Annotated in this window: 25 protein-coding genes; 23 read left to right on the plus strand and 2 right to left on the minus strand. The window is 63.9% G+C overall.

Annotated features, from left to right (window positions below):
• Nucleotides 1–6: 6 nt before the first annotated feature.
• The 3 genes from E1742_RS19005 (at nucleotide 7) to E1742_RS19015 (ending at nucleotide 2891) form a co-directional block, all read left to right on the plus strand.
• A complete protein-coding gene (locus E1742_RS19005; protein WP_134386662.1) occupies nucleotides 7–426 on the plus strand; it encodes a gamma-butyrobetaine hydroxylase family protein in 420 nt (139 codons plus the stop codon).
• Nucleotides 427–867: 441 nt separating this feature from the next.
• Nucleotides 868–2550: a methyl-accepting chemotaxis protein gene (locus E1742_RS19010; protein ID WP_134386664.1), complete on the plus strand. Its 1683-nt coding sequence runs from the start codon at nucleotides 868–870 to the stop codon at nucleotides 2548–2550.
• A gap of 179 nt (nucleotides 2551–2729) precedes the next feature.
• Nucleotides 2730–2891 (plus strand): hypothetical protein, encoded by a 162-nt coding sequence (locus E1742_RS19015; RefSeq protein WP_206076692.1) that lies wholly within the window; start codon nucleotides 2730–2732, stop codon nucleotides 2889–2891.
• 15 nt (nucleotides 2892–2906) lie between these two features.
• On the opposite strand, the gene E1742_RS19020 is transcribed toward E1742_RS19015, so the two are convergent.
• Nucleotides 2907–3155, minus strand: coding sequence for a hypothetical protein (locus tag E1742_RS19020; protein ID WP_134386666.1), 249 nt, complete (start codon nucleotides 3153–3155; stop codon nucleotides 2907–2909).
• Nucleotides 3156–3351: 196 nt separating this feature from the next.
• Between E1742_RS19020 and ubiE the strand changes: the two genes are divergently transcribed.
• The 19 genes from ubiE (at nucleotide 3352) to E1742_RS19115 (ending at nucleotide 22783) form a co-directional block, all read left to right on the plus strand.
• On the plus strand, nucleotides 3352–4086 hold the full coding sequence (ubiE, locus tag E1742_RS19025; RefSeq protein ID WP_134386668.1) for a bifunctional demethylmenaquinone methyltransferase/2-methoxy-6-polyprenyl-1,4-benzoquinol methylase UbiE: 735 nt from the start codon (nucleotides 3352–3354) through the stop codon (nucleotides 4084–4086).
• Nucleotides 4087–4127: 41 nt separating this feature from the next.
• Nucleotides 4128–5105, plus strand: a complete 978-nt coding sequence (locus tag E1742_RS19030) for a Tim44 domain-containing protein (RefSeq protein WP_134386670.1) — start codon at nucleotides 4128–4130, stop codon at nucleotides 5103–5105.
• A gap of 169 nt (nucleotides 5106–5274) precedes the next feature.
• Nucleotides 5275–5889, plus strand: a complete 615-nt coding sequence (locus E1742_RS19035) for a ubiquinone biosynthesis accessory factor UbiJ (RefSeq protein ID WP_134386672.1) — start codon at nucleotides 5275–5277, stop codon at nucleotides 5887–5889.
• Nucleotides 5886–7454 carry a ubiquinone biosynthesis regulatory protein kinase UbiB gene (gene ubiB / locus E1742_RS19040; RefSeq protein ID WP_134386674.1) on the plus strand — a complete coding sequence of 523 codons (1569 nt, stop codon included), beginning with the start codon at nucleotides 5886–5888 and terminating at the stop codon, nucleotides 7452–7454. Before E1742_RS19035 ends, ubiB begins: the two co-directional genes overlap by 4 nt.
• Nucleotides 7454–8086, plus strand: coding sequence for a methyltransferase (locus E1742_RS19045; protein WP_134386676.1), 633 nt, complete (start codon nucleotides 7454–7456; stop codon nucleotides 8084–8086). The genes ubiB and E1742_RS19045 overlap by 1 nt, the downstream gene beginning before the upstream one ends.
• Before the next feature lie 318 nt (nucleotides 8087–8404).
• Complete coding sequence (locus tag E1742_RS19050) at nucleotides 8405–8707, plus strand: FmdB family zinc ribbon protein (RefSeq protein ID WP_134386678.1); 303 nt, start codon at nucleotides 8405–8407, stop codon at nucleotides 8705–8707.
• 21 nt (nucleotides 8708–8728) lie between these two features.
• Complete coding sequence (locus tag E1742_RS19055) at nucleotides 8729–9316, plus strand: DUF502 domain-containing protein (RefSeq protein ID WP_134388236.1); 588 nt, start codon at nucleotides 8729–8731, stop codon at nucleotides 9314–9316.
• 29 nt (nucleotides 9317–9345) lie between these two features.
• Nucleotides 9346–11151, plus strand: coding sequence for an aspartate--tRNA ligase (aspS, locus tag E1742_RS19060; RefSeq protein WP_189569199.1), 1806 nt, complete (start codon nucleotides 9346–9348; stop codon nucleotides 11149–11151).
• A gap of 167 nt (nucleotides 11152–11318) precedes the next feature.
• Nucleotides 11319–11780, plus strand: coding sequence for a dihydroneopterin triphosphate diphosphatase (gene nudB, locus E1742_RS19065; RefSeq protein WP_134386680.1), 462 nt, complete (start codon nucleotides 11319–11321; stop codon nucleotides 11778–11780).
• 74 nt (nucleotides 11781–11854) lie between these two features.
• On the plus strand, nucleotides 11855–12664 hold the full coding sequence (locus tag E1742_RS19070; protein ID WP_134386682.1) for an endonuclease/exonuclease/phosphatase family protein: 810 nt from the start codon (nucleotides 11855–11857) through the stop codon (nucleotides 12662–12664).
• Between the two features lies 1 nt (nucleotide 12665).
• The gene (gene clsB / locus E1742_RS19075) at nucleotides 12666–13829 is read left to right on the plus strand and encodes a cardiolipin synthase ClsB (protein ID WP_134386684.1); all 1164 of its coding nucleotides are present in this window, start codon (nucleotides 12666–12668) and stop codon (nucleotides 13827–13829) included.
• Nucleotides 13829–14209, plus strand: coding sequence for an RNA-binding S4 domain-containing protein (locus tag E1742_RS19080; protein ID WP_134386686.1), 381 nt, complete (start codon nucleotides 13829–13831; stop codon nucleotides 14207–14209). Before clsB ends, E1742_RS19080 begins: the two co-directional genes overlap by 1 nt.
• 288 nt (nucleotides 14210–14497) lie before the next feature.
• Nucleotides 14498–15085 (plus strand): TetR/AcrR family transcriptional regulator, encoded by a 588-nt coding sequence (locus E1742_RS19085; RefSeq protein WP_134388238.1) that lies wholly within the window; start codon nucleotides 14498–14500, stop codon nucleotides 15083–15085.
• Nucleotides 15086–15145: 60 nt separating this feature from the next.
• Entirely contained in the window at nucleotides 15146–16936 is a 1791-nt protein-coding gene (locus E1742_RS19090) for an acyl-CoA dehydrogenase C-terminal domain-containing protein (RefSeq protein WP_134386688.1), read from the plus strand.
• A 16-nt stretch (nucleotides 16937–16952) separates the two neighbouring features.
• Nucleotides 16953–19340, plus strand: a complete 2388-nt coding sequence (locus E1742_RS19095; RefSeq protein WP_134386699.1) for a 3-hydroxyacyl-CoA dehydrogenase/enoyl-CoA hydratase family protein — start codon at nucleotides 16953–16955, stop codon at nucleotides 19338–19340.
• A gap of 16 nt (nucleotides 19341–19356) precedes the next feature.
• Entirely contained in the window at nucleotides 19357–20553 is a 1197-nt protein-coding gene (locus tag E1742_RS19100) for an acetyl-CoA C-acyltransferase (protein ID WP_134386701.1), read from the plus strand.
• Nucleotides 20554–20632: 79 nt separating this feature from the next.
• Nucleotides 20633–21412 carry an enoyl-CoA hydratase gene (locus E1742_RS19105; protein ID WP_134386702.1) on the plus strand — a complete coding sequence of 260 codons (780 nt, stop codon included), beginning with the start codon at nucleotides 20633–20635 and terminating at the stop codon, nucleotides 21410–21412.
• Nucleotides 21413–21524: 112 nt separating this feature from the next.
• Nucleotides 21525–22091 carry a sigma-70 family RNA polymerase sigma factor gene (locus E1742_RS19110; RefSeq protein WP_134386704.1) on the plus strand — a complete coding sequence of 189 codons (567 nt, stop codon included), beginning with the start codon at nucleotides 21525–21527 and terminating at the stop codon, nucleotides 22089–22091.
• Nucleotides 22088–22783: an anti-sigma factor gene (locus tag E1742_RS19115; RefSeq protein WP_134386706.1), complete on the plus strand. Its 696-nt coding sequence runs from the start codon at nucleotides 22088–22090 to the stop codon at nucleotides 22781–22783. Before E1742_RS19110 ends, E1742_RS19115 begins: the two co-directional genes overlap by 4 nt.
• Nucleotides 22784–22817: 34 nt before the next feature.
• Here E1742_RS19115 and E1742_RS19120 read toward each other — a convergent pair whose 3' ends face one another.
• Nucleotides 22818–24455, minus strand: a complete 1638-nt coding sequence (locus E1742_RS19120; protein ID WP_134386708.1) for a DUF4394 domain-containing protein — start codon at nucleotides 24453–24455, stop codon at nucleotides 22818–22820.
• Between the two features lie 373 nt (nucleotides 24456–24828).
• Between E1742_RS19120 and E1742_RS19125 the strand changes: the two genes are divergently transcribed.
• Nucleotides 24829–25311, plus strand: coding sequence for an Ivy family c-type lysozyme inhibitor (locus E1742_RS19125; protein ID WP_166793520.1), 483 nt, complete (start codon nucleotides 24829–24831; stop codon nucleotides 25309–25311).
• The last annotated feature ends 10 nt before the right edge of the window (nucleotides 25312–25321 follow it).

Here is a 25321-nt window from a genome sequence, read left to right on the forward strand (position 1 = left end):
CCCGCCATGCCAGACTGCACCGGTCTTACCGTCCACAATAAATCGCGCGTCCTTGAAATCAGTTTCGACGACAACCGCACGTTCAACATCCCGCTGGAACTGCTGCGCGTGTATTCGCCGTCGGCCGAAGTGCGCGGTCACGGTGCCGGCCAGGAAGTGCTGCAGGTCGGGAAAAGCGACGTGACCTTGCTCGACCTGCAACCGGTGGGCAACTACGCCGTCAAGCCGACGTTCTCCGACGGCCACGACTCCGGCCTGTACACCTGGGAATACCTGTACGACCTGGGCGCCAACGTGGACGAGCGCTGGGCCGACTACCTGGCGCGCCTGCATGAGGCCGGCTTCGAAGGCGACAGCGGCCGCGCGCCGGGCACCGTGCTGCCGGGCGCAGCGTCCAAGCCGCACGCTTGCGGGCATCATCACTGAGTATCAATGTCGGGCCTTTGCTGATGCCGCAAAGCTGAGAGACGGCAGCGGGCCGCGGACAGAAATCCAACCCAACGGCTGACAGCCGGGGGCAGGGAGGAGCGATGGCATGCAGGCCATTGCCGCTGCGCAGGCAAGGGGCCTTGCTCCTTGAATTCGCTGCTACGCCCCGGCGGGTCTGACCCCAGTTCCTGGTCTTGGATTATGAACAAGCCCTCGGCTCCTTGACCTTACTGCTAGATTCAACGCCTTTAGCGCGTACTCTGGCGACCCTCGCTCTATGTAGTGCCTCTTGCATCACCCCTTAGCGCGCTACCAACTATCGTCGCGCCAACGCAACGAACGGTCGTGCGGAAATGCATCGCCCCTTGTAGAGCGCTACCGGAACTCCCACAATCCTGAATTGCCCACGCGCAATATGCGCGCACTTTCAGGATCGTCATGCCAAAACTCACCGTGCGCTTCAGCCTGATGGCTGCGCTGTCCTTGTTTGCCATCATGCTGGTGATCGGCGCCGCCCTGGGCGTGTTCACCCTCAACCGCGCCAACGGCGCGCTGGCGCGCATCCACGCGATCGCCGCCGAAACCCAGGACATCAACGATGTCTACAAGGACACGGCTCGTACCCGTTCGGCGCTGACCCGGGCCTATTCGGAAGCGAAGGAGGGGGACCAGCCCGCGTCGGCCAGCACGGCCATCGGCGCGTCGCGCAAGTCGCACGAGCGCTCGCAGCAGGCACTGGCGGCGTTTGCCGCGCTGCCGGTGCAGGACGGCACCGATGCGCAGCTGCAGCGTGAAGTGGCCGAGGCCGGCCGGGTGCTGATGGCATCGCTGGACGACGCTACCGACGCGCTGCGCAAGGACGACACTGCCGCCTATTCGACGATCAATGCCAGGCAGGTCACGCCGCAGGGCGCGGCGTTCTCCGCGCTGCTGGAAAAATTCCAGCAGCAGAACACGGCCCTCAGCCGCGAGCTGCTCGAGCAGCATCACACCCAGTACATCACCGTGCTGTGGCTCGTCGCCCTCGGCATCACGGCCGCCCTCGGTCTTGTCGTTGCCATGCACTTCTTCCTGCGCAGCCTGGTCATCGCGCCGCTGGGCCGCGCGGTCGAGCTGCTGGACCAGGTAGCGCACGGCGACCTGACGGCACAGGTGCCGGCGCATGCGGACAACGAAATCGGCCGCCTGATGGGCGGCATTGCGACGATGCAGCAAAGCCTGGTGGACATGGTAGCCAACGTGCGCACCGGCGCACAGACCATCGACACGGCCGCCGGCGAAGTCTCCAGCGGCAACCTGGACCTGTCGGCACGCACGGAAAGCCAGGCCGGCGCGCTGCAGGAAACGGCGGCCACGATGGAAGAGCTGACCAGCACCGTCACGCAGACGACCGGCAACACGCAGCAGGCGCGCGAGCTGGTGCAGGCCGCCTCCGACACGGCGGCGGCGGGTGGCGCCGTGATGGGCCGGATGGCCGGCACGATGGCCGCCATCGATGCTTCGTCGCGCAAGGTGGTCGACATCATCGCCGTCATCGACGGCATCGCCTTCCAGACCAATATTCTTGCGCTGAACGCCGCGGTGGAAGCGGCGCGCGCGGGTGAGCAGGGGCGCGGCTTCGCCGTGGTGGCATCGGAAGTGCGCACGCTGGCACAGCGCAGCGCGTCGGCAGCCAGGGAAATCAAGGCGCTGATCGACGACTCCGTCGCCAGCGTCAGCTCCGGCACGCAGCTGGCCGCGCAGGCGGCGCAGGCAATGACGGAAATGGTTACGCGCGTCGGGCACGTGACGAACATCGTCGTCGATATCGCCGAAGCGAGCCGCGAACAAAGCCACGGCATTGCGCAAGTCAATCAGGCCATCGCGCAGATGGACGAAGTCACGCAGCGCAACGCGGCGCTGGTGGAAGAGGCGGCCGCATCGACGCAGGCCATGAAGGAAGAAGCGGACAATCTGGTACGCGCCGTCAGCGTGTTCCGGCTGCCGCCGCAGGCGGCGGTGAGCAGAGCGCCCGTCGTCGCACCGGTACGCAAGAGCGTGCCGGCCAAGGCCGCGTCAGTGAAGCCGGCGGCCCGCAAGGTGGCCGCCACGGCGGCGGCCGACGACTGGGAAGAGTTCTGACGCTCAGCGCGGCCACGTCCACGTTTGCCCGGCAATCGTGACGGGCCGCGGAGTCAGCTCTTCCTTGAAAAACAGGTCGGCCACGTCGTTGGCCGCGATGTGCGGGGTAGCCGGCGCCACGCCCGCGTGGCGCGGCCCAGCCAGGTCGCGATCACAGGTGGCCGATCGATGCGGCAGTAATGCAAGAGAGCGCAGCGGCGGACGGCTTGAACCCGATGCCGCCAACGTTACCGGGCGGCCTGGACGACCTGCTCGAGCTCGTGGTCCCGGAACTGCAACGGCGCGGCCTGTTGCGCAAGGCTTACGACAGCAGCACGCTGCGCGGCCACCTGAAGCTGTAAGACCCGGCGTTTTATTTAGTTTGCGGCGGAACGGTTGTTCAGCATGTATTCTTCGTAACGGCGCTGCTCGCGTTCCCAGATGTAGCGGAAGGCGGCGCGGGCTGCCGGTGGCAGGGTGCGGATGGCTTCGGCGTTGAACGGCATCGGGGCCGGCACCTTGTCCGCGCGGCGGGCCTGCGCGTCCGTGGCGTCGATCATCTGGCGCGTTGCTTCATCGATCTCAGGGAAAAAGATATCCTTGGGAAGTTGATGTTGAACCTGCATGGTGTTCCTCCGTTGGTGACTTGGCCGTTGGGCCCGATTGATCACTTAACGCAGCGTTGAGCAGACCGGTTGACACGTTTGTCGGAAAATGCTGCAGATTGCAAATAAGTCAAGCAATATTTCAAGTATTGGCAACATGGCGAGGAAGTGTGGACAGCGCTTGTATAATGCTGTCAGATCAACAGGCCCCCATACCATGACCAACACCACCCATTTCGGCTACAAGACCGTTGCCGAAGACGAGAAAGTAAAGGAAGTCGCCAAGGTCTTCCACTCTGTCGCCGCCAAGTACGACGTAATGAACGACCTGATGTCCGCTGGCCTGCACCGCCTGTGGAAGACCTTCACCATCGCCAACGCGGGCGTGCGGCCGGGCTTCAAGGTACTGGACATCGCCGGCGGTACGGGCGACCTGGCCAAGGCGTTTGCCCGGCAGGCGGGGCCGGCCGGCGAGGTATGGCTGACCGATATCAACGAGTCAATGCTGCGCGTTGGCCGCGACCGCCTCTTGAACCGCGGCCTGGTCACCCCAACATTGTTGTGCGACGCCGAAAAACTGCCGTTCCCGGACAATTATTTCGACCGTGTCAGTGTTGCCTTCGGCCTGCGCAATATGACGCACAAGGATGTGGCGTTGTCGGAGATGCGCCGCGTGCTGAAGCCGGGCGGCAAACTGCTGGTGCTGGAGTTTTCCAAGGTACCGGAACCCCTGCAAAAGCCGTACGATCTGTATTCGTTCTCGGTGCTGCCTTGGCTGGGCCAGAAGATTGCCGGCGATGCGGAAAGCTACCGTTACCTGGCTGAATCGATCCGGATGCATCCGGACCAGGAAACGCTGAAGACAATGATGCAGGCCGCAGGCCTGGAACGGGTACAGTATTACAATCTGACGGCAGGTGTGGCCGCTTTACACACTGGTATCAAGCTATAACGCATTAAGCTGTCAGTTATAGCCATTACGTAGGAACTGCCATGAAACTGAAAAAATTCCTGATCGGCGCGACCATCGCGCTGTCGGCCATGTCGATGATGGCCGAACTGGCTGCCCGTCCGATGGGCGGCGGCCGTTCCATCGGACGCCAGTCGCAAAGCGTCAAGCAGATGGCACCGCGTCCCGCACCGGCGGCAACGCCGCAGCAGGGCGTCAACCGTCCGGCCGCTGCGCCGGCGCCGCGGCCGGGTGTCACGCCACCGCGTCCGAGCATGTGGAAGGGTCTGCTGGGCGGTGCATTGCTTGGCCTGGGTCTGGGCGCGCTGCTGTCGCACTTCGGCCTGGGTGGGGCAATGGCAAGCATGATCGGCACGATCCTGACCTTCGCACTGATCGCCGGCGCCATCTTCCTGATCTGGCGCTTGATCCGCAGCCGCTCGCAGGGCCCGCGCCCGGCCGTGGCTGGCTATAACAGTACCGGTTTTACCGGTGACGGCTTCGGCGGCAGCAAGCAGTTCGACACGCCGGCAACGCGTGGTGTTGCCACGCCGGAAATTGGCTCCGGCCTGCAACCGTCGGCCTACCAGCCTGCGGCATCCGGCCTGGACCTGAACAAGCCGGCCCCGGCGCACACCCCCTGGGGCGTGCCGGCCGACTTCGACAAGGAAAGCTTCCTGCGTCACGCCAAGGGTAATTTCATCCGCCTGCAGGCCGCCTGGGACAAGAGCGACGTCAACGACATCCGCGAGTTCACCACGCCAGAGGTCTTTGCCGAGTTGAAGCTGCAGATTACCGAGCGCGGCGGCAAGGCGGACTACACGGACGTGGTGCACATCGACGCCGAGCTGCTGGGCATCGAGAACAATGGCACGGATTACCTGGCAAGCGTGGAATTCCGTGGCCAGATCAAGCCGGCACCGGATGCGCTGGCCGAGCCGTTCCACGAAGTGTGGAACCTGGTCAAGCCGGTCAACGGCAACGCTGGCTGGCTGTTGGGCGGTATCCAGCAGGTCGCCTGAACAGGGCACGGCTGACTGAAGCGTCATCGTGCAGGGGATTGTGCAGCGTTAATCTCCTGCAAACTGGTAAGATCAAAACCGCCCGGGATATTCCAGGGCGGTTTTGTTTTTTGGGCCCGAAATCATGTTCCCCTTCTTTCCCTTTAATGGTGCGTTGCCGACATTGTCGATGCCGGCCGCAGCGACGATCAACCATCTGCTGGCGCAGGAGGGCTGGGCGCGCGCCGAGCTGAAACAGTTTGCCGGCAAGGTCGCGCGCATCGACGCGTCGCCCGTCGAGCTGCGCCTGATGGTCACGCCCGACGGCATGGTGCAGGCGGCCTCAAGCGATATTGTTCCCGCTGTGACGATCCGGCTGAAGCTGTCCGACCTGCCGCTGATCGCGCAGAACCGCGAGCGCGCGTTTTCCTACGTGCAGATCGAAGGTGACGCCGAGTTCGCCAATGCGATTTCGCGGCTGTCGCAGTCGTTGCGCTGGGAAGCCGAGCACGACCTGGAGAAAGTCGTCGGGCCGATCGCCGCAGTGCGCCTCGTCAGCGGCGCGAAAGCCGCTGTCGCATCGTTACAGACGGGGCAGCGCAAGCTGTCCGAAAACGTCGCCGAATATTTTCTGGAAGAACAGCCGCTGCTGGTGAGGCCGGCCGTGACAGAGGAATTCGCCGCCGGTGTCACGCGCCTGCGCGACGATGTCGAACGTGCCCTGAAACGCCTGGAAAAACTGGAACAGCAACACGCCAAACGCCACGCCCACACGGCGGCCTCCCCCAACACGGAAACTCGATGATCCTGAAATTTCTCCGCCTGCTCAAGATTCTGCGCGTCCTCGTCAAATACGGTCTCGACGAAATTGCGATTTCCGGCTTCGACAAGCCGGGCATCAACCGGGTCATCGATACGGCCTTTTTCTGGCGCAATCTGAGCAGCCCGCGCGCCATCCGCCTGCGCCTGGCACTGGAAGAGCTCGGTCCAATTTTCGTCAAGCTGGGCCAGGTGCTGTCCACCCGCGCCGACCTGATTCCGGCCGATATCGTGCTGGAGCTGTCGAAGCTGCAGGACCGCGTGCCGCCGTTCGATTCGGACCTGGCCATTGCGCAGATCGAGCGCTCGCTGGGCGCCCATCCGGACCAGCTGTTTGCCCGCTTCGAGCGCATCCCCGTCGCTTCCGCGTCGATCGCCCAGGTGCACTTCGCCATGCTGCCCGACGGAACGCAGGTGGCCGTGAAGGTGCTGCGTCCCGGCATGAAGAAGCTGATCGACGAAGACGTGGCGCTGATGAACCTGGCGGCGGACTGGATCAACCGCCTGTGGCGCGACAGCAAACGCCTCAAGATGAAGGAGGTGGTCGCCGAGTTCGACAAATACCTGCACGACGAGCTGGACCTGATGCGCGAAGCGGCCAACGCGGCGCAACTGCGGCGCAATTTCGCCGATTCGAACCTGCTGATGGTGCCGGAGATGTACTGGGACTATTGCTCCAGTAACGTCATCACGATGGAGCGCATGCACGGCATTCCCGTATCGCAGATCGACCGGCTGGTGGAGGCGGGCGTCGACCTGAAGAAGCTGGGCAGCGACGGCGTGGAGATTTTCTTCACGCAGGTGTTTCGCGACGGCTTCTTCCACGCCGATATGCACCCGGGTAACATTCTCGTCTCGATCGATCCGGCCACATTCGGCCGCTATATCGCGCTGGACTTCGGCATCGTCGGGACCTTGAACGATTACGACAAGGACTACCTGTCGCAGAACTTCCTGGCGTTCTTCCGCCGCGACTACAAGCGCGTGGCTGAAGCGCACATCGAGTCGGGCTGGGCGCCGAAGAACACCCGCGTCGATGAACTGGAAGCGGCCGTGCGCGCCTGCTGCGAGCCGATCTTCGACCGTCCGCTGAAGGACATCTCGTTTGGCCAGATCCTGTTGCGCCTGTTCCAGACGTCGCGCCGCTTCAACGTCGAAGTGCAGCCGCAGCTGGTGCTGCTGCAGAAAACGCTGCTCAATATCGAGGGCATGGGCCGGCAGCTCGATCCGGAGCTGGATCTGTGGAAGACCGCCAAGCCGCACCTCGAGCGCTGGGTGTCGGAACAGGTCGGCTGGCGCGGGCTGATCGAGCGGCTGAAGGCCGAAGCGCCGCGCTACTCGCACATCCTGCCGACGCTGCCGCGACTGACGCAGCAGGCGCTGATCGCCCTGAGCGACCGAGACCCGCACATGGGTGACGTGCTGCGCCAGCTGGCCGAAGAGCAGCGCCGCACCAACCGTCTGTTGACGTTCTTTGTGTATTTTGTCGGGACCTTTGTCGTCGGCGCCGTGGGCTTCCAGGCCTGGATGCGCTGGCATGGAGCGATGTGATGGCTGAACCTACCAACCCAACTTTCGACACCCGCGATCCCCAGCAAGCCGCGTTCTGGGACGAGCGGTTTACCCAGCGCTTCATGCCGTGGGATAAGGGCGGCGTCCCCGAACGGCTGCGCCAGCTCGTGGCCGGTCACGACGCCGCCGCCGATGCGACCGTCACGGCGCCCGTCGCGCTGATCCCCGGTTGCGGCTCCGCGTATGAACTGGACCTGATGTGCGAGGCGGGTTGGGATGCGACGGCGATCGATTTTTCGCCAGCCGCCGTGGAGCGGGCCCGCAATGTCGTCAAGCGCTGGCCGGAACGCATCGTCCAGGCCGACTTCTTCACATGGCAGCCGGAGCGCCCGCTCGACATCATCTACGAGCGCGCCTTCCTGTGCGCGCTGCCGGCCGACATGTGGCCCCGCGTGGCCGAACGCTACGCGGAGCTGCTGCCCCGCGGCGGCCTGCTGGCCGGCTACTTCTTCCTGGGCACGACCCCGAAAGGCCCGCCATTCGGCATCGAGCGCAGCCAGCTGGAGGCACTGCTGGCCCCGCACTTCACGCTGGAAGCGGACGAAGCGGTGAAAGACTCGCTGCCCGTTTTCCAGGGGGCCGAGCGCTGGCAGGAGTGGCGCCGCCGCTGAGACACTGAAAGTCAAAGCCGAAACCGGTGACAGGCTCCGGTTTTCCGAGAAAATCGGAGCCTGTCACCGGTTTTTGAAGCGGGCGAAGCAAGGAACGAGTCGCTGCCCGTCTGCCAGGGCGCCGAACGCTGGGACGAGTGGCGCCGCCGCCGGAACCGGGGAACGGAAAACCGGAAAACCGGTGACAGGCTCCGGTTTTTTGCGGGGAAACCGGAGCCTGTCACCGGTTTTCACGAATTGGCTCACGCCGCCATCTGTCTTGCTCCCGTCAAAAAGCTTTATAATTCAGGGTTTTTGACGATTTTTGCGGAGTAACCGATGCCTATCTACGCCTACCGCTGCGAGGAATGTGGCTTTGCCAAGGACGTGCTGCAGAAGATTTCCGATCCGCAGCTGACCGAGTGCCCATCCTGCGGCAAGTCCACGTTCAAGAAGCAATTGACGGCTGCCGGCTTCCAGCTAAAAGGGACCGGCTGGTATGTCACCGATTTTCGCGGCGGCAATGCGCCAGCCACCGGCGTGGCCGCCAAGACGGACGCCCCGGCCGCAAGCTCGGGTGAATCCAAGGCTGCCACGCCTGCACCCGCGACGACGACGCCTTCCGGCGGCGATACGAAGTAACCTTTTCACTCGATGAACACGATACGTAAATATTTCATTACCGGCCTGCTGATTCTCGTTCCGCTGGCCATCACGCTGTGGGTGTTGAACATCATCATCAGCACGATGGACCAGTCGCTGCTGTTCGTGCCGGAACGCTGGCAACCGCATAACCTGATCGGTTTCGATATCCCCGGCCTGGGAACGATCCTGACGATTCTGATCGTGTTCCTCGTGGGCCTGCTGGCCAACAACCTGATCGGCAACTACATCCTGCGCCTGTGGGAAAAGCTGCTGCACCGGATTCCCGTTGTCAGCTCGCTGTACGGCAGCGTCAAGCAGGTGTCGGACACGCTGTTCTCGTCGTCCGGCAACGCCTTCCGCAAGGCCGTGCTGATTCCGTATCCGCACGCCAACTCGTACACCATCGCGTTCCTGACGGGCACTCCCGGTGGCGACGTCAAAAATCACCTGGTGGGAGACTATGTCAGCGTGTACGTGCCGACGACGCCGAACCCGACCTCCGGCTTCTTCCTGATGATGGCGCGCGACCAGGTGGTGGAGCTCGACATGACCGTGGACGCCGCACTGAAGTACATCGTATCGATGGGCGTTGTCGCCCCTGACTGAACAAATTTAACCTGAAACGAGAAATAACCATGTCTATGCGTACTCATTACTGCGGCCTCGTCACCGAAGCCCTGCTGGGCCAAACCGTCAGCCTGTGCGGCTGGGTCCATCGTCGCCGCGACCACGGTGGCGTGATCTTCATTGACCTGCGCGACCGAGAGGGCCTGGTTCAGATCGTCTGCAACCCGGAGCAGGCCGAAGTGTTCAAGGCGGCCGAAGCCGTACGTAACGAGTTCTGCCTGCGCATCACGGGCACCGTCAAGGACCGCCTGGCGGGTACCGTCAACAACAACCTGAAGTCCGGCAAGATCGAAGTGATCTGCTCGCAGCTGGAAGTGCTGAACCCGTCGGTCGCCGTGCCGTTCCAGCTGGACGACGACAACCTGTCCGAAACCACCCGCCTGACGCACCGCGTGCTGGACCTGCGCCGTCCGCAGATGCAGAACAACCTGCGCCTGCGCTACAAGGTGACGATGGAAGTGCGCAAGTACCTGGACGAGCTGGGCTTCATCGACATCGAAACGCCGACCCTGACCAAGTCCACGCCCGAAGGCGCGCGCGACTACCTGGTGCCGTCGCGCGTCAACGCCGGCCAGTTCTTCGCGCTGCCGCAGTCGCCGCAGCTGTTCAAGCAACTGCTGATGGTCGCCAACTTCGACCGTTACTATCAGATCACCAAGTGCTTCCGCGACGAAGACCTGCGCGCCGACCGCCAGCCGGAATTCACGCAGATCGACTGCGAGACATCTTTCCTGAACGAACAGGAAATCCGTGACCTGTTCGAAGACATGATCCGCAAGGTGTTCAAGAACACGCTGTCGATCGACCTGCCGAACCCGTTCCCGGTGATGAACTTCTCCGAAGCGATGGGCCTGTACGGTTCGGACAAGCCGGACATGCGCGTCAAGCTGCAGTTCACCGAACTGACCGAAGTGATGAAGTCGGTCGACTTCAAGGTCTTCTCGGCCGCCGCCAACCTGCCGAACGGCCGCGTGGTCGGCATGCGCGTGCCGAAGGGTGCGGACATGCCCCGTTCGGAAATCGATGCGTACACCCAGTTCGTCGCCATCTACGGCGCCAAGGGTCTGGCGTACATCAAGGTCAACGAGAAAGCCAAAGGCCGTGACGGCCTGCAGTCGCCGATCGTCAAGAACATCAACGACGAAGCCCTGGCCCAGATCCTGGAACTGACGGGCGCCGAAGACGGCGACCTGATCTTCTTCGGCGCGGACAAGGCCAAGGTCGTCAACGACGCCATCGGCGCCCTGCGCGTGAAGATCGGCCACAGCGAATTCGGCCGCAAGAACGGCCTGTTCGACGACGTCTGGGCCCCGCTGTGGGTCATCGACTTCCCGATGTTCGAATACGACGAGGAAGACGACCGCTGGACCGCGACGCACCACCCGTTCACGGCACCGAAAGACGGCCATGAAGACATGCTGGAAACCAATCCGGGCGCCTGCATCGCCAAGGCCTACGACATGGTCCTGAACGGCTGGGAGCTGGGCGGCGGCTCGATCCGTATCCACAAGGAAGACGTGCAGTCGAAAGTATTCCGCGCGCTGAAGATCGGTGCGGAAGAAGCGCGCCTGAAGTTCGGGTTCCTGCTGGACGCGCTGCAGTACGGCGCGCCACCGCACGGCGGCCTGGCATTCGGCCTGGACCGTATCGTCACGCTGATGACGAAGTCGGACTCGATCCGCGACGTGATCGCCTTCCCGAAAACGCAGCGCGCCCAGGATCTGCTGACGCATGCACCGTCGGAAGTGGACGAGAAGCAGCTGAAAGAGCTGCACATCCGTCTGCGCGCGGCCGAGCCGAAGGTGGCTGGGTAAAATGAAGGGGGCGCCGCGGCGCCCCTTTTTTCCGTCTGCGGCAAGTATTGGCCGGCGATCCGCTGGGGACTGTCCCGCTAAAGAGGGCGCAGGCGAGCGTAGGCGACGTCACTTACCGGGGACAGACCCTAGCGGATTCAGCACCACCAGTGTCATCAGCAACCCACATGCCCTACAAAATCCCCGAATCCGTCCTGGTCGTCATCCACACGGCCAACCTCGAAGTCCTGCTGATCGAACGGGCCGGTAATCCCGGCTTCTGGCAGTCGGTCACCGGCTCGCTGGACACGCCGGACGAACCCCTGTCGGCCACCGCCTCCCGCGAGCTGCACGAGGAAACCGGCATCGTGGCCGACGGAGAGAGCATCGTCCTGCGCGACTGGCATCTTTCGAACGTCTACGAAATCTATCCCGTCTGGCGCCACCGCTACGCCCCGCGCGTCACCCACAACACGGAACACGTCTTCAGCGTACAGGTGCCGCGCGACATCCCGGTCACCCTGGCGCCGCGCGAACACGTCGCCCACGTCTGGCTGCCGTGGATGGAGGCGGCCGACAGATGTTTCAGCCCGTCCAATGCCGAGGCCATCCTGCAGCTGCCCCGGCAGCTGAAGAAGCTCGCAGGATGATGCTCTAAAGCAATCGTGCCGTCGCCGCACGATTGCCACGGAAGAAACAGTACAGTTGGGGCTAAAATGATTCCATGAAGATCAAAGTCGCCACCTACAATATCCACAAGGGGGTCTCCTACCGCAGCAAGCCGCGCGTAGTCGCCCTCAAGCAGGCCATCGCCGCATTCGACGCTGACCTGATCTTCCTGCAGGAAGTGCAGGGCCAGCACGACCGCATTGCCGCGCGCTACGGCGAAGAACACCATGGGCACCGGCACTGGCCGCAGGGCAGCCAGCACGAGTTCTTTGCCGGGGAATCGCACCAGTCGGTCTATGGGTTGAATGCCCAGTACGACCACGGCCACCACGGCAATGCGCTGCTGACGCGCTTTCCCATCGCCAAATGGACCAACACGGACATCTCCGACCATGCGTACGAGGCACGCGGCATCCTGCATTCGATCGTGGAGACGCCGCAGGGCACGGTGCACTGTTATGTGATCCACCTGGGGCTGTTCGAGAAAAGCCGGGTGCGCCAGGTGGAGGCCCTGATCGAGGCCGTCAATCTGTCGGCACCGAATAACGAGCCGGTCATCATCGCCGGCGACTTCAATGACTGGCGCAACACACTGAGCGCCAAACTGCGCAAGGCGCTGGGAGTGGTAGAGGTCTTCGACGAGCTCGGCGCCGGCTCCAGCCTGGGCGACCTGGTCCGTACCCTGGCGCGACGCCAGGCGGCGATCCGTCCGGCCCGCACTTTCCCGGCCGCCTTGCCCTTCTTTCGCCTGGATCGCATCTATGTTCGTGGCTTCAAGGTAGAATCGGCGGAGGTCCTGCATGGCCAGTTATGGGCCAAGCTGTCGGATCACGCGCCGATCGTGGCTACCCTGAGCCTTGCCTGACATGCGTCCCGTTGAGTTCATTGCCGATAACGAAGTAAAACTGCTGCACTGCGGTACCGAGTTCTTCCCCGCCCTGGTGGAAGCGATCGATGCCGCGCAGGGCGAGATCTACTTCGAAACGTATATTTTCGCCGATGACGAAACGGGACAGGCTGTGCTGGCCGCGCTGATGCGGGCGGGGCAGAGGGGCGTTACCGTACGCGTGATCACCGACTGGTTTGGCACCGGCAACGGCCGCTCGAACCGGATGCACGCGCAACTGCTCGAAGCGGGTGTCGAGCACCGTATCTTCAACCCGTGGTTCCGTCGCGGCGTCACCCGCACGCATCGCAAGATCTGCGTGGTCGACCGCTGCATCGCGTTCGTCGGCGGCATCAATATCAACGACGACATGTTCTGCGACTACGACCACAGCAAGGCCCTGTGCGCCCCCCGCTGGGACTTCGCCGTGGCCGTCGAGGGGCCGTTGCTGGCCGCCATCCAGAAGGAGGCCCAGGCGCAGTGGCTGCGCCTGGGCCGCATGCCGCTGAAGCAGCGTTTCAGCCTGTACAACGAACTGCGCCGGGCCAACAAGGTCGCGGTGGAGGCGACCGTGCAGGCCGGCTTTGTCGTGCGCGACAATCTGCGCAACCGCCAGACCATCCAGAAAGCCTACCTGAACGCCCTGGGCCGCGCGCGCAAGAGTGTGCTGCTGGCCAATCCATATTTCGCGCCAGGACGCAAGTTCCGCCGGGCGCTGTCGCAGACGGCCCAGCGCGGCGTCGAGGTCGTGCTGTTGATCGGCGTGGGCGAACACTGGCTGCAGGATGCCGTCGCCCATTCGTTCTACCCGAAGCTGCTGGCGTCCGGCGTCAAGGTCGTCGAGTATCATAAGACCCAGCTGCATGCCAAGGTTGCCGTCATCGATGACGAATGGGCGACGGTCGGCTCGTCCAACGTGGATGGACTGAGCCTGTTTTTGAACCAGGAAGCGAACGTCGTGATCAAGGACGCCGCCTTCGCCGTGGATTTGCGCCGGCATATCGAAGCGGCAGTGGCGGAGGGCGTCGAAATCCATCCGCACGAATACGAGCACGTCGGCCGCTTCCGCCGCATCGGCTACGAGATCGCCTACGTGGTCTACAAGACGCTGATGCGCATCTTCGCAGTAGGAAAGTACGCCTGATGGACAATGTAAGGATCGACAAATGGCTGTGGGCCGCGCGCTTCTTCAAGACGCGCAGCCTGGCAACGGACGCCATTGACAACGGTAAAGTAAAAATCGGCGGCGACCGCGTCAAGCCGGCCCGGACGCTGAAGCTGGGCGAACGGCTGCACATCGACAACGGTTCAGACGAGTGGGACGTCCTCGTGCTGGGGCTGTCCGACAAGCGCCAGGGCGCGCCCATCGCCCGCACCTTGTACGAGGAAACGGAAGAGTCCATCGCCCGGCGCCAGAAGGAAGCCGAGCGCCGCAAGCTGTTCCAGGAACCGGCTGCCGACTTCAAGGGCCGCCCGACCAAGCGCGACCGCCGCCTGCGCGAGAGCATCGACACGGGCGAGTGACGCCGTAGAAAACCGGTGACAGGCTCCTGTTTTTTTGGAAAAACAGGAGCCTGTCACCCCTGCTGATACCGGCAGCGGCACGCAAGCGCCGCATACTGCCACCGGCCCCGTCAAAATAGAACGCCACCTCTAACAATGAGGTTTGACATTTATCCTGCTCTGGATAATAGTACGAGCGTTCGTAATTTTTTTTCACACGATGTAAATCGTCGGAGGGAGAATGGACTTTTTCTCCTGAAGCGACGATTCCAAGTGAGCGCCCTAGTTATCAATACCTCGACAAAATTCATGCGCAAGGGTGAAATGACCCGCGCCGCCATCCTGGACGTGGCCCTGGACCTGGCCAGCCGTGACGGGCTGGAGGGCCTGACCATCGGCCTGCTGGCGGACAAGATGAACATGAGCAAATCGGGAGTGTTCGCCCACTTCGGTTCGCGTGAAGACTTGCAGCTGGAAGTGTTGAAGCTGTATCACCGCCGTTTCGAGCAGGATGTGTTCTATCCCAGCATCAAGGAGCCTCGTGGCCTGCCCCGCCTGCGCGCGATGTTCGCGCACTGGGTCAAGCGCGTCAGCATCGAGATCGCGTCCGGCTGTATCTATATCAGCGGCGCCGTCGAATACGACGACCGTCCCGGACCGATCCGCGAGGAGCTGGTGTCGATGGTGGGTGCCTGGCAAAGCGCGCTGCTGCGCGCGGCCCAGCAGGCCATCGAAATGGGCCACCTGAAAGCCGATACGGATGGCCAGCAGCTGGTGTACGAGATGTATGGCCTGATCCTGGCAGTCCATCACGATGCCCGCTTCCTGCGCATCCCCGGCAGCGTGGACCGCGCCAGCATCGGCTTCAACCGCCTTATCGAGAATCACCAATCTTAAGCCGGCGCCCGCGCCGGTACTTCAGTCAATAACTTAGCCTTTAGTCGTCAGGAGATAAACATGGGTCAATACGTCGCGCCAATCCGGGATATGCAATTCGTGCTGCATGAGTTCCTGAAGGTGGAAGAGCAGCTCAAGGAACTGCCGGCCCACGCCGAGACGGATGCCGACATCATCAACCAGGTGCTGGAAGAGGGTGCGAAATTCACGTCCGAAGTGCTGTTCCCGCTGAACCACTCCGGCGACCGCGAAGGCTGCAAGCATGACGCGCAGGCGAAAACCGTCACGACGCCGAAGGGCTTCAAGGAAGCGTACAAGCAGTACGTGGACGGCGGCTGGGCTGCGCTTGCATGCGACCCCGAATTCGGTGGCCAGGGCCTGCCGGTCGTGCTGAACAACTCGTTCTACGAGATGCTGAACTCCTCCAACCAGGCATGGACGATGTATCCGGGCCTGTCGCACGGCGCCTACGAGTGCCTGAAGGAGCACGGCACCGACGAGCAGAAACGCCTGTACCTGCCGAAGCTGGTCTCCGGCGAATGGACCGGCACGATGTGCCTGACCGAACCGCACTGCGGCACCGACCTGGGCCTGCTGCGCTCGAAAGCCATCCCGAACGACGACGGTTCCTGGACCATCACCGGCAACAAGATCTTCATCTCGGCCGGCGAGCACGACATGTCCGACAACATCCTGCACCTGGTGCTGGCCCGCGTGCCGGACGCACCGGAAGGCTCGAAAGGCATCTCGCTGTTCCTGGTGCCGAAGTTCCTGCCGAACGACGACGGCAGCGTCGGCGAGCGCAACCCGATCTTCTGCGGCGCCATCGAGGAAAAGATGGGCATCCACGGTAACTCCACCTGCCAGATGAACCTGGACGGCGCGAAAGGCTGGATCATCGGCCAGCCGAACAAGGGCCTGAACGCCATGTTCGTGTTCATGAACGCGGCCCGCCTGGGCGTGGGCATGCAGTCGCTGGGCCTGACCGAAGTCGCGTACCAGAACGCGCTGGTGTATGCCAAGGACCGCGTGCAGATGCGTTCCCTGTCGGGCGTGAAGGCACCGGACAAGCCAGCCGACCCGATCATCGTGCACCCGGACGTGCGCCGCATGCTGCTGACCGCCAAGGCCTACGCCGAAGGCGCGCGCGCATTCTCGTCGTACGTCGCACTGCAGATCGACCGTGAACTGAACCACCCGGACGAAGAAGTGCGCAAGGAAGCGGCCGACGAAGTCGCGCTGCTGACCCCCGTCATCAAGGCCTTCATCACCGACAACGCATGGATCGCCACGTCCGAAGCGATGCAGGTGTACGGCGGCCACGGCTACATTTCGGAATGGGGCATGGAGCAGTACGTGCGCGACGCCCGCATCAACCTGATCTACGAAGGCACCAACACGATCCAGTCGCTGGACCTGCTGGGCCGCAAGATCCTGATGGACAACGGCGCCAAGCTGCGCAAGTTCGGCGAGAAGGTGCGTGCCTTCGTCGAGGAAAATGGCACCGACGAAGCGATGTCCGAATTCGTCACGCCGCTGGGCGAGCTGGGCGAAAAAGTGGGCAAGCTGACGATGGAAATCGGCATGAAGGCCTTCCAGAACCAGGACGAAGTGGGCGCGGCCGCCGTGCCTTACCTGCGCGTCGTGGGCCACCTGGTGTACAGCTACTTCTTCGCGCAGATGGCCAAGATCGCACTGGAGAAGAAGGATTCGGGCGACAAGTTCTACGAAGCCAAGCTGCAGACCACGCGCTTCTACTTCGCGCGGCTGTACCCTGAGACCGCGATGCTGATCCGCCAGGCCCGTTCCGGTGCCGCGAACCTGATGGCGCTGGACGCCGACCTGTTCTAAAAATTAGAGGAAAAACATGAGCAACTTCAGCGTGAAAAAAGTCGCCGTCCTGGGCGCCGGTGTGATGGGCGCGCAGATCGCCGCGCACTGCGTCAATGCCAAGGTGCAGGTAGTGCTGTTCGACCTGCCTGGAAAGGAGGGAACGCCGAAAAACGGCATCGTCCTGAAAGCCATCGAAGGCCTGAAAAAGCTGTCGCCGGCACCGCTGGGCGACAAGGAAGACGCCGCCCTGATCCAGGTCGCGAACTACGAAGACAACCTGGACCAGCTGGCCGACTGCGACCTGATCATCGAAGCGATCGCCGAGCGCCTGGACTGGAAGCACGACCTGTACAAGAAGGTCGCGCCGCATATCGGCGCCAACGCCATCTTTGCGTCGAACACGTCGGGCCTGCCGATCCACCAGCTGGCCGAAGGCTTCGATGCGGACCTGAAGGCGCGCTTCTGCGGCGTACACTTCTTCAACCCGCCGCGCTACATGCACCTGGTCGAACTGATTCCGACGGAAGCGACGCGTCCTGAAATCCTCGACCAGCTGGAGACGTTCCTGACGTCGGTGCTGGGCAAGGGTGTCGTGCGTGCGAAAGACACGCCGAACTTCATCGCCAACCGCGTCGGCATCTTCGGCATGCTGGCCACGATCCACCAGGCCGAAAAATTCGGCCTGTCCGTGGACGTCGTCGACGACCTGACGGGTGCGAAGCTGGGCCGCGCCAAGTCCGGCACGTTCCGCACGGCGGACGTCGTCGGCCTTGACACGATGGGCCACGTCATCAGGACGATGCAGGACAACCTGAAGGACGACCCGTTCGCCGCCGTCTACAAGACACCGGACGTGCTGGCCAAGCTGATCGAGAAGGGCGCGCTGGGCCAGAAGGCCGGCGGCGGCTTCTATAAAAAGGTCGGCAAGGACATCCAGCGCCTGGACTTCGCCACCGGCGAATATGTCGCTGGCGGCGCGAAAGCTGCCGACATCATCGGCCGTATCCTGAAAGAGAAGGACCCGGTCAAGAAATTCAAGGCGCTGCGCGAATCGACCAACCCGCAAGGCCAGTTCCTGTGGGCGATCTTCCGCGACGCGTTCCACTACATCGCCTACCACCTCGAATCGATCGCCGACAACGCGCGCGACGTCGACTTCGCGATGCGCTGGGGCTTCGGCTGGAAAGTGGGCCCGTTCGAAACGTGGCAGGCCGCCGGCTGGAAGCAGATCGCCGAGTGGGTCAAGGAAGACATCGACGCCGGCAAGGCACTGACCGACGCACCGCTGCCAGCGTGGGTGTTCGAAGTGGACGGCGTGCACACGGCCGAAGGTTCGTACTCCGCCGCGTCGAAGAAATTCGTGCCGCGCTCGAACCTGGACGTCTACAAGCGCCAGGAATTCCGCGCACCGGTACTGGGCGAAGGCGCGCTTGACGCAACGAAGGCCGGCACCACCGTGTTCGAAGACGACAGCATCCGCCTGTGGCACTCGGGCGACGAAGTGCTGGTCGCCTCGATCAAGACAAAGATGCACGTCATCGGCCAGGGCGTCATCGACGGCCTGAAACGGGCTTTGTCCGAAGCGGAACAGAACTTCAAGGGCCTGGTGATCTGGGGTACGGATGCGGCCGAAGGCGGTGCGTTCTCCGCCGGCGCCGACCTGCAGTCGGCCCTGCCAGCCTTCATGGCCGGCGGCGCGAAAGCCCTCGATCCATTGATCAAGGACCTGCAGAACACCTTCATGGCGATGAAATACTCGAACGTGCCGGTCGTCGCTGCCGTTGCCGGCCTGGCGCTGGGCGGTGGCTGCGAAATGGCGCTGCACGCATCGCGCCGCGTCGCGTCGATCGAGTCGTACATCGGCCTCGTCGAAGTGGGCGTGGGCCTGATCCCTGCCGGCGGTGGCCTGAAAGAAGCGGCCGTCCGTGCGGCGAAGGAAGCCAAGGGCAATGACATCCTGCAATTCCTGAAGACGGGCTTCACCAACGCGGCCACCGCGAACGTGTCGAAGTCGGCCCTGGAAGCGAAGGCGATGGGTTACCTGAAGGAAGACGACATCATCGTCTCCAACCCGTACGAACTGCTGCACGTGGCGAAAGTCACGGCGCGCTCGATGTTCGACGCCGGCTACCGCGCACCGCTGCAGCGCCCCGTGCCAGTGACCGGCCGTTACGGCTGGGGCACGATCCGCGGCCAGCTGGTCAACATGCGTGACGGCGGCTTCATCTCCGCGCACGACTACAAGCTGGGCGACATGATCGCCGAGATCGTGTCGGGCGGCGATATCGACCAGGGCAGCGTGGTGTCCGAGCAGTGGCTGCTGGACATGGAACGCAAGGCCTTCCTGGAACTGCTGAACAATCCGAAGACGCAAGAGCGGATCATGGGCATGCTGCAGACCGGCAAGCCAGTGCGGAACTGACTTTAGGACGAACATTATGAGCAAACAACTTCAAGACGCATACATCGTCGCAGCGACCCGCACCCCGATCGGCAAGGCGCCACGCGGGATGTTCAACAAGACCCGCCCGGACGACCTGCTGGTGCACGCCATCCGCGGCGCCATGGCTGCCGTGCCGAACCTGGACCCGGCCCTGATCGTCGACGCGATCATCGGCTGCTCGTTCCCGGAAGCGGAGCAGGGCTTCAACATCGCCCGTAACTCGGTCGTGCTGGCAGGCCTGCCGAACACGGTGGGCGGCGTCACCGTCAACCGCTACTGCGCATCGGGCATCACCGCGCTGGCGATGGCGGCGGACCGCATCCGCGTGGGCGAAGCGGACGTGATGATCGCCGGCGGCGTCGAATCGATGTCGATGGTGCCGATGATGGGCCATCACCCGTCGATCAACATGGAAACGTTCAGGGACGAAAACGTGGGCCTGGCCTACGGCATGGGCCTGACGGCTGAAAACGTGGCGAAGCAGTGGAAGGTGTCGCGCGAAGACCAGGACGCGTTCGGCCTGGAATCGCACCGCCGCGCCATCGCCGCCCAGCAGGCCGGCCAGTTCAAGGACGAAATCACGCCCGTCGAGATCATCACCCGCACGCCCGACCTGCGTACCGGCGAAATCAAGATCGGCAAGCGCACCGTTGATTCCGACGAAGGCCCGCGCGCCGACGCGTCGATGGAAGGCATGGCCAAGCTGAAGCCCGTCTTCGCCGCCAAGGGCTCCGTGACGGCGGCAACGTCGTCGCAGATGTCGGACGGCGCGGGTGCGCTGATCGTCGTCTCCGAGAAGATCCTGAAGGAACATAACCTGACGCCGCTGGCCAAGTTCTCGTCGTTCGCCGTGCGCGGCGTGCCGCCGGAAATCATGGGCATCGGTCCGAAGGTGGCGATTCCTGCCGCGCTGGCCGCTGCCGGCATCACGCAGGACCAGCTGGACTGGATCGAACTGAACGAAGCCTTCGCCGCGCAGGCGCTGGCCGTGATCCGCGACCTGAACCTCGATACCAGCAAGGTCAACCCGCTGGGCGGCGCGATCGCCCTGGGCCACCCGCTGGGCGCGACCGGCGCCATCCGCGCCGCGACCGTGGTGCACGCACTGCGCCGCAACAACCTGAAGTACGGCATGGTGACGATGTGCGTCGGCGCAGGCATGGGCGCCGCCGGTATCATCGAACGCGTGTAAGCGTTATCCGCGAACCATAACAAAGGGCGCCGTGGTCACAAACCCGGCGCCCTTCATCATTCAAAACATGGAGAGAGACATGGACATCCTCGTCAGCAAGGAAGGCGGCATCCTCACGCTGGAATTCAACCGCCCGGAACGCAAGAACGCAATCACCTCCGCGATGTACCAGCTGCTGGCCGACACGATCAACGCGGCCGAAACCGACAACGAAGTACGCGCCATCCTCATCACCGGCAAGCCGGAGATCTTCACGGCCGGGAACGACCTCGATGATTTCATCAAGACGGCGCGTCCGACGTCGGCCGAGGACTTCGCCAACCGTCCCGTGTTCCAGTTCATGCGCGCGCTGTCCGGCGCCACGAAGCCCGTCGTCGCGGCAATCGGCGGCATGGCCATTGGCATCGGCACCACGCTCCTGATGCACTGCGATCTGGTCTACGCAGGCGACAGCGCGAAATTCTCCGTACCGTTCACGCAACTGGGCCTGTGCCCGGAATTCGGCTCGTCGATGCTGATGCCCCTGGCCGCCGGCCACGCGCGCGCCGCCGAGAAACTGATGCTGGGCGAGCCGTTCACCGCGCAGGAAGCCTACGACATGGGCATCGTCTCGAAAGTGGTGCCGGCCGCCGACGTGCTGGAGTTCGCCCGCGCGCAAGCGGCCAAGCTGGTGGCACTGCCGGCCGCGTCGATCCGCACGACCAAGCGGCTGATGACGCAGGGCCGCAAGGAAGAGCTGAACGCGATTATCGCCACCGAGAGCAGGTTGTTTGGCGAGATGCTGCTGGCGCCGGAAGCGAAGGAAGCGTTTACCGCCTTCTTCGAGAAGCGCAAGCCGGACTTTACGAAGTTCGCATAAGCGGGCGGCCGGTGGCGGCATTCCTGCTTTTGCCGCCAACCGTGCGGCAGAGTGACTATAATTGCCGCACCGCCGGCTGCTGTCCCGGCTTGCCCAACGGACCGCCTCCGCCGTGACCACTGCTGCCGAAGAATTCGACTATGAAGACGCCTTGCGCGGTTGCGCGCGAGGCGATGCGCAGGCGCTGCGGCGCCTGTACCAGCAGGAGAGTCCGCGCCTGCTCGGTGTGGCGCTGCGCATCGTGCGCGAGCGGCAGGCGGCGGAAGATGTGCTGCACGACGCGTTTGTCAGCATCTGGACCAAGGCCGGCAGCTTCGACGCGGCGCGAGGTTCGGGGCGCGGCTGGATCTACAGCATCGTGCGCTACCAGGCGCTCGACGCGATCCGCAATGGATCGCAGGAAGTGGCCGTCAGTGAAGACGCGCTCGACGCCATCGACAGCGAAGCGGCGCTGCAAGGGCAGCACCAGGTGGCCGATGCGTTTGAACTGCGCGCCAACCTGGGCCGGCTGCACGACTGCCTGACGCAGCTCGACGCGGCCAAGCGCAACAGCATCCTGTACGCCTATGTCGACGGCTGCACCCATTCGGAAATCGCCGAACGCCTGGCGTCGCCGCTCGGCACCGTCAAGGCGTGGATCAAGCGCGGCCTGAGTGCGCTGCGGGAGTGCATGGTATGAATCCAATCCGCGATCCGCACGAACTGGCCGGCGAATACGTGCTCGGTACCCTCGACGCAGCGCAGCGCCGCGAGGTCGCACTGGCGCTGCGCGATGATGCCGCCTTGCGCGCCGCCGTCGCCGCATGGGAGGAGCGCCTGCTGCCGCTCGTCAGCCTGGCCGAACCGGTCGTGCCCTCGGCCGCCCTGTGGGTGCGCATCGAGCGCAGCACCCTGCCGCCGGCACGGCCGGAAGCGCCGGTTGCACGCTGGTGGAATGCCTTGGGTCTGTGGCGCGGCCTGGCTGCCGGCGGCTTTGCCGCAGCGGCCATCATGGCGGTCGTCGTGGGCGTGCGGGTCCAGGCGCCCGCCTCGCCCGCGTATATGGTGGTGCTGGCCCAGCCGCAGAGCATGGCGCCGGGCTGGATCGTGCGCGTCAACGACAGCCGGATGCTGCGCCTGGAACCCCTGGTGCGAACCGAGGTGCCGGCGCAGAAGGCGTTGCAGTTGTGGACCAAGGCCGATGGCTGGAAAGGCCCTGTTTCGCTCGGCCTCGTTACGCCAGGCCAGCCGTTCGAAGTGCGGCTGGACAAACTGCCGCCGCTGCAGCCGAACCAGCTGTTCGAAATCACGCTGGAACCGGCCAACGGCTCGCCGATCGGCCGTCCGACGGGGCCGATCCTGTTTATCGGCCGCGCCGTCAAGACGATGTAAGGAAATGCCGCCGCCAGCTGGCGGCGGCTGCGCCTTACTTGATGGCGATGGCGATGTCGCGCAGCCCCGTGCTGCCGCTGCCGATCACAGACAGCTTCACGTCCGCAGCACCGTTCACCGGCGTCGCTGCGCCGCTGGTCAGGTCGATCCGGTACAGCGTGCTGGCGCCGCCGGCCGCAGTGCGCAGCGCCGCCAGCGCCAGGCCGTTGGCACCTCCGGCGATATCGAAGCCCCCATCCCCGGCTGTGTCCAGACCCAGAGGCCCGACGTTGGTCAGCGTTCCGTCATTCGGTGGGTTCTGCAGGGCCAGCACGTCGGCGCCGCTGTCCAGGTCGAACAGCATCGTTGCCGTCGCCCCCGCCACGCTGTTGGTGTAGGCGGCGGCCGTGACGACCGGTGCCGTGCCGCTGCGGTTGATCGTGCCGTCCGTGGTTGTCGCGCCGGTATCGACATTGATGCGCAGGTTTTGCCCGCTGTTGCCGATGACGCGCAGGCGGTCCGCCACGGGGTTGAAGTCGACCGCGAAGGCCGTGCCGCTGATGGCCCCGAACGGCGCGCTGGTGTCGGCCGCATCGGCCATCAATGTCGCCTTCACGGTCGCCACGCCGGTGGCGGGGTCGATCGTGACGATGCGTGCGGCCGACGTCAGGCCATACATCAAGCCATCCTTCGGCCGGAAATCGATGCCGAGCAGGCTCTCGCCGCTGTTCATGCCCGTGATGGCCACCGTGCCAGTGGGCGTGTTCGGTGCGGTCGCCTTGAACGCGACGAGGCGCGCGTCGTCGGTCAGGCCATAGACGGTGGGCTGCGCAGTGGCCCGCACGGCGATACCGCGCACGTCTTCGGTCACGCCGAGCGCGCCGACCAGCGTTGCGGCGGCAGTGGCGGCGCCGGGATTGACGGTGTACAGATTGCGCGCGCCGCCGGCCGTCGCCACGAGATAGCCGACATTGGTGCGGCCGTCGATATCGAAGCCGTTGCCGTTGCCCACATCAATGCCCAGTGCTACCGGCGTTGCCAGCGTGCCGTTGTTGGGCGGATTCTGCACGTACAGCGTGTCGTTGACGCTGTCGATGCCATACAGCGTCGTCGCGCCCGTGCCGGCGAACGAATTGGTGTAGGCCGACGCCGTGATCGCGGTATTGGCGGCGCCGCCGTTGATGGCGCCGTCGGTGGTGACGGCGCCGGTATCGACATTGATCCGCAGGCTTTGCCCGCTGCTGCCGACGATGCGCAGGCGGTCCGCGACCGGGTTGAAGTCGACGCCGAAATCGCTGCCGGCCAGCGCGGTGAAGGGCAGGGTGGTGTCTGCCGCATCGGCCATCAACGTCGACTTCAGCGTCGCGATGCCGGTTGTCGTATCGATCGTATAGAGCCGCCCGCCGCTGCCCACGCCATACAGCATCCCATCGACAGGGCGGAAATCGATGCCAACCAGGCTGTCCCCGCCCTGCAGGCCCGTGACGGCGACAGTCGTGCGGATGGTGCCTGGCGTGGCGCGGTCAAACGACACGAGCTTGTTGGTAACCGTTAGCGCGAAGACGTCGCCCGGGGTGGGCACGGGCACGGCCGGCGTGGGTGCCGGATCATCGATGGTACCGTGGCTGCCGCCACCGCACGCGGTCAGCGCCAGTGCGACGGGCAAGGAAAGGATCAGCTTGGAAATGGTCATGGTAGTGCCTCCTGAAGTCGGTTGAGTGGTCGCTCAACGATTGCCGGTAACACTCGGCCAACGTTGATAGGATCACTACGCCGGGCGAACGGTTTTGGATGCACTGCCTCGAAAATATTCTGCTACGCTTGGGCGCGGCGGGCTTCAGTCGCCGGAATGGCGCTACAGGCCAAGCACAGCGCCGTAACAATCGGCAGCAGAATCGCCACCTCAAGCCGGTGCGAGCTGTGATAGCGCTTCGTCTCGAAAACGGAGTCGACCGTCGATGTGAAGTCCGTTCCGAAGCGCAGGCCGGATTCCTCGAAGTTCGCGTAAACTGGCGCTTTCGCGGGCGGGCAACGTAACCGGCCGGCCCGCTCAACCCTCTGGAAAATTGACAGATGACCCGATTTGCCCTGATTACCGGCACCTTGCTTCTTGCCCTCTCGGGGCTGATGCAGCTGCGGCGCCTGCCGCCAACGCCCCGTTCAACACGCAGCTCTTCAACCTGCTGGAGAACAAGAAGAACATCGTCGATGGCAAGCATTACTATCGCAAGGATTTTGCCCAGGCGTTCGATGCGCTGCTGGCGAGCTCGAAGCTTTCCAGGGTGGACGAGAACAAGGTGTCATTGAAGAAGCGGCTGCTGAGCGGCCCTGCCGGGGAGCCCGACGCGGTTACCGAAGCGGGCAAGCAGTACCTGTATTACCGGGCATGCCAGGCGCATATGTGCGACGAGACGAACCTGGGACTCGTCTACGAACCGGCAAGCGGCAAGATGGCCGCGTCGCTGCGCCTCAATGGCCAGCAGGAGTACCTGGGCACGCCCACGCCGGCGGAGCGCGCACTGCTCGAGAGGATGCAGGCGCAGCGCTGATCCGGCTGGG

The sequence above is a fragment of the Pseudoduganella plicata genome (assembly GCF_004421005.1).
GTDB classification, from domain to species: Bacteria; Pseudomonadota; Gammaproteobacteria; order Burkholderiales; family Burkholderiaceae_D; genus Rugamonas; species Rugamonas plicata.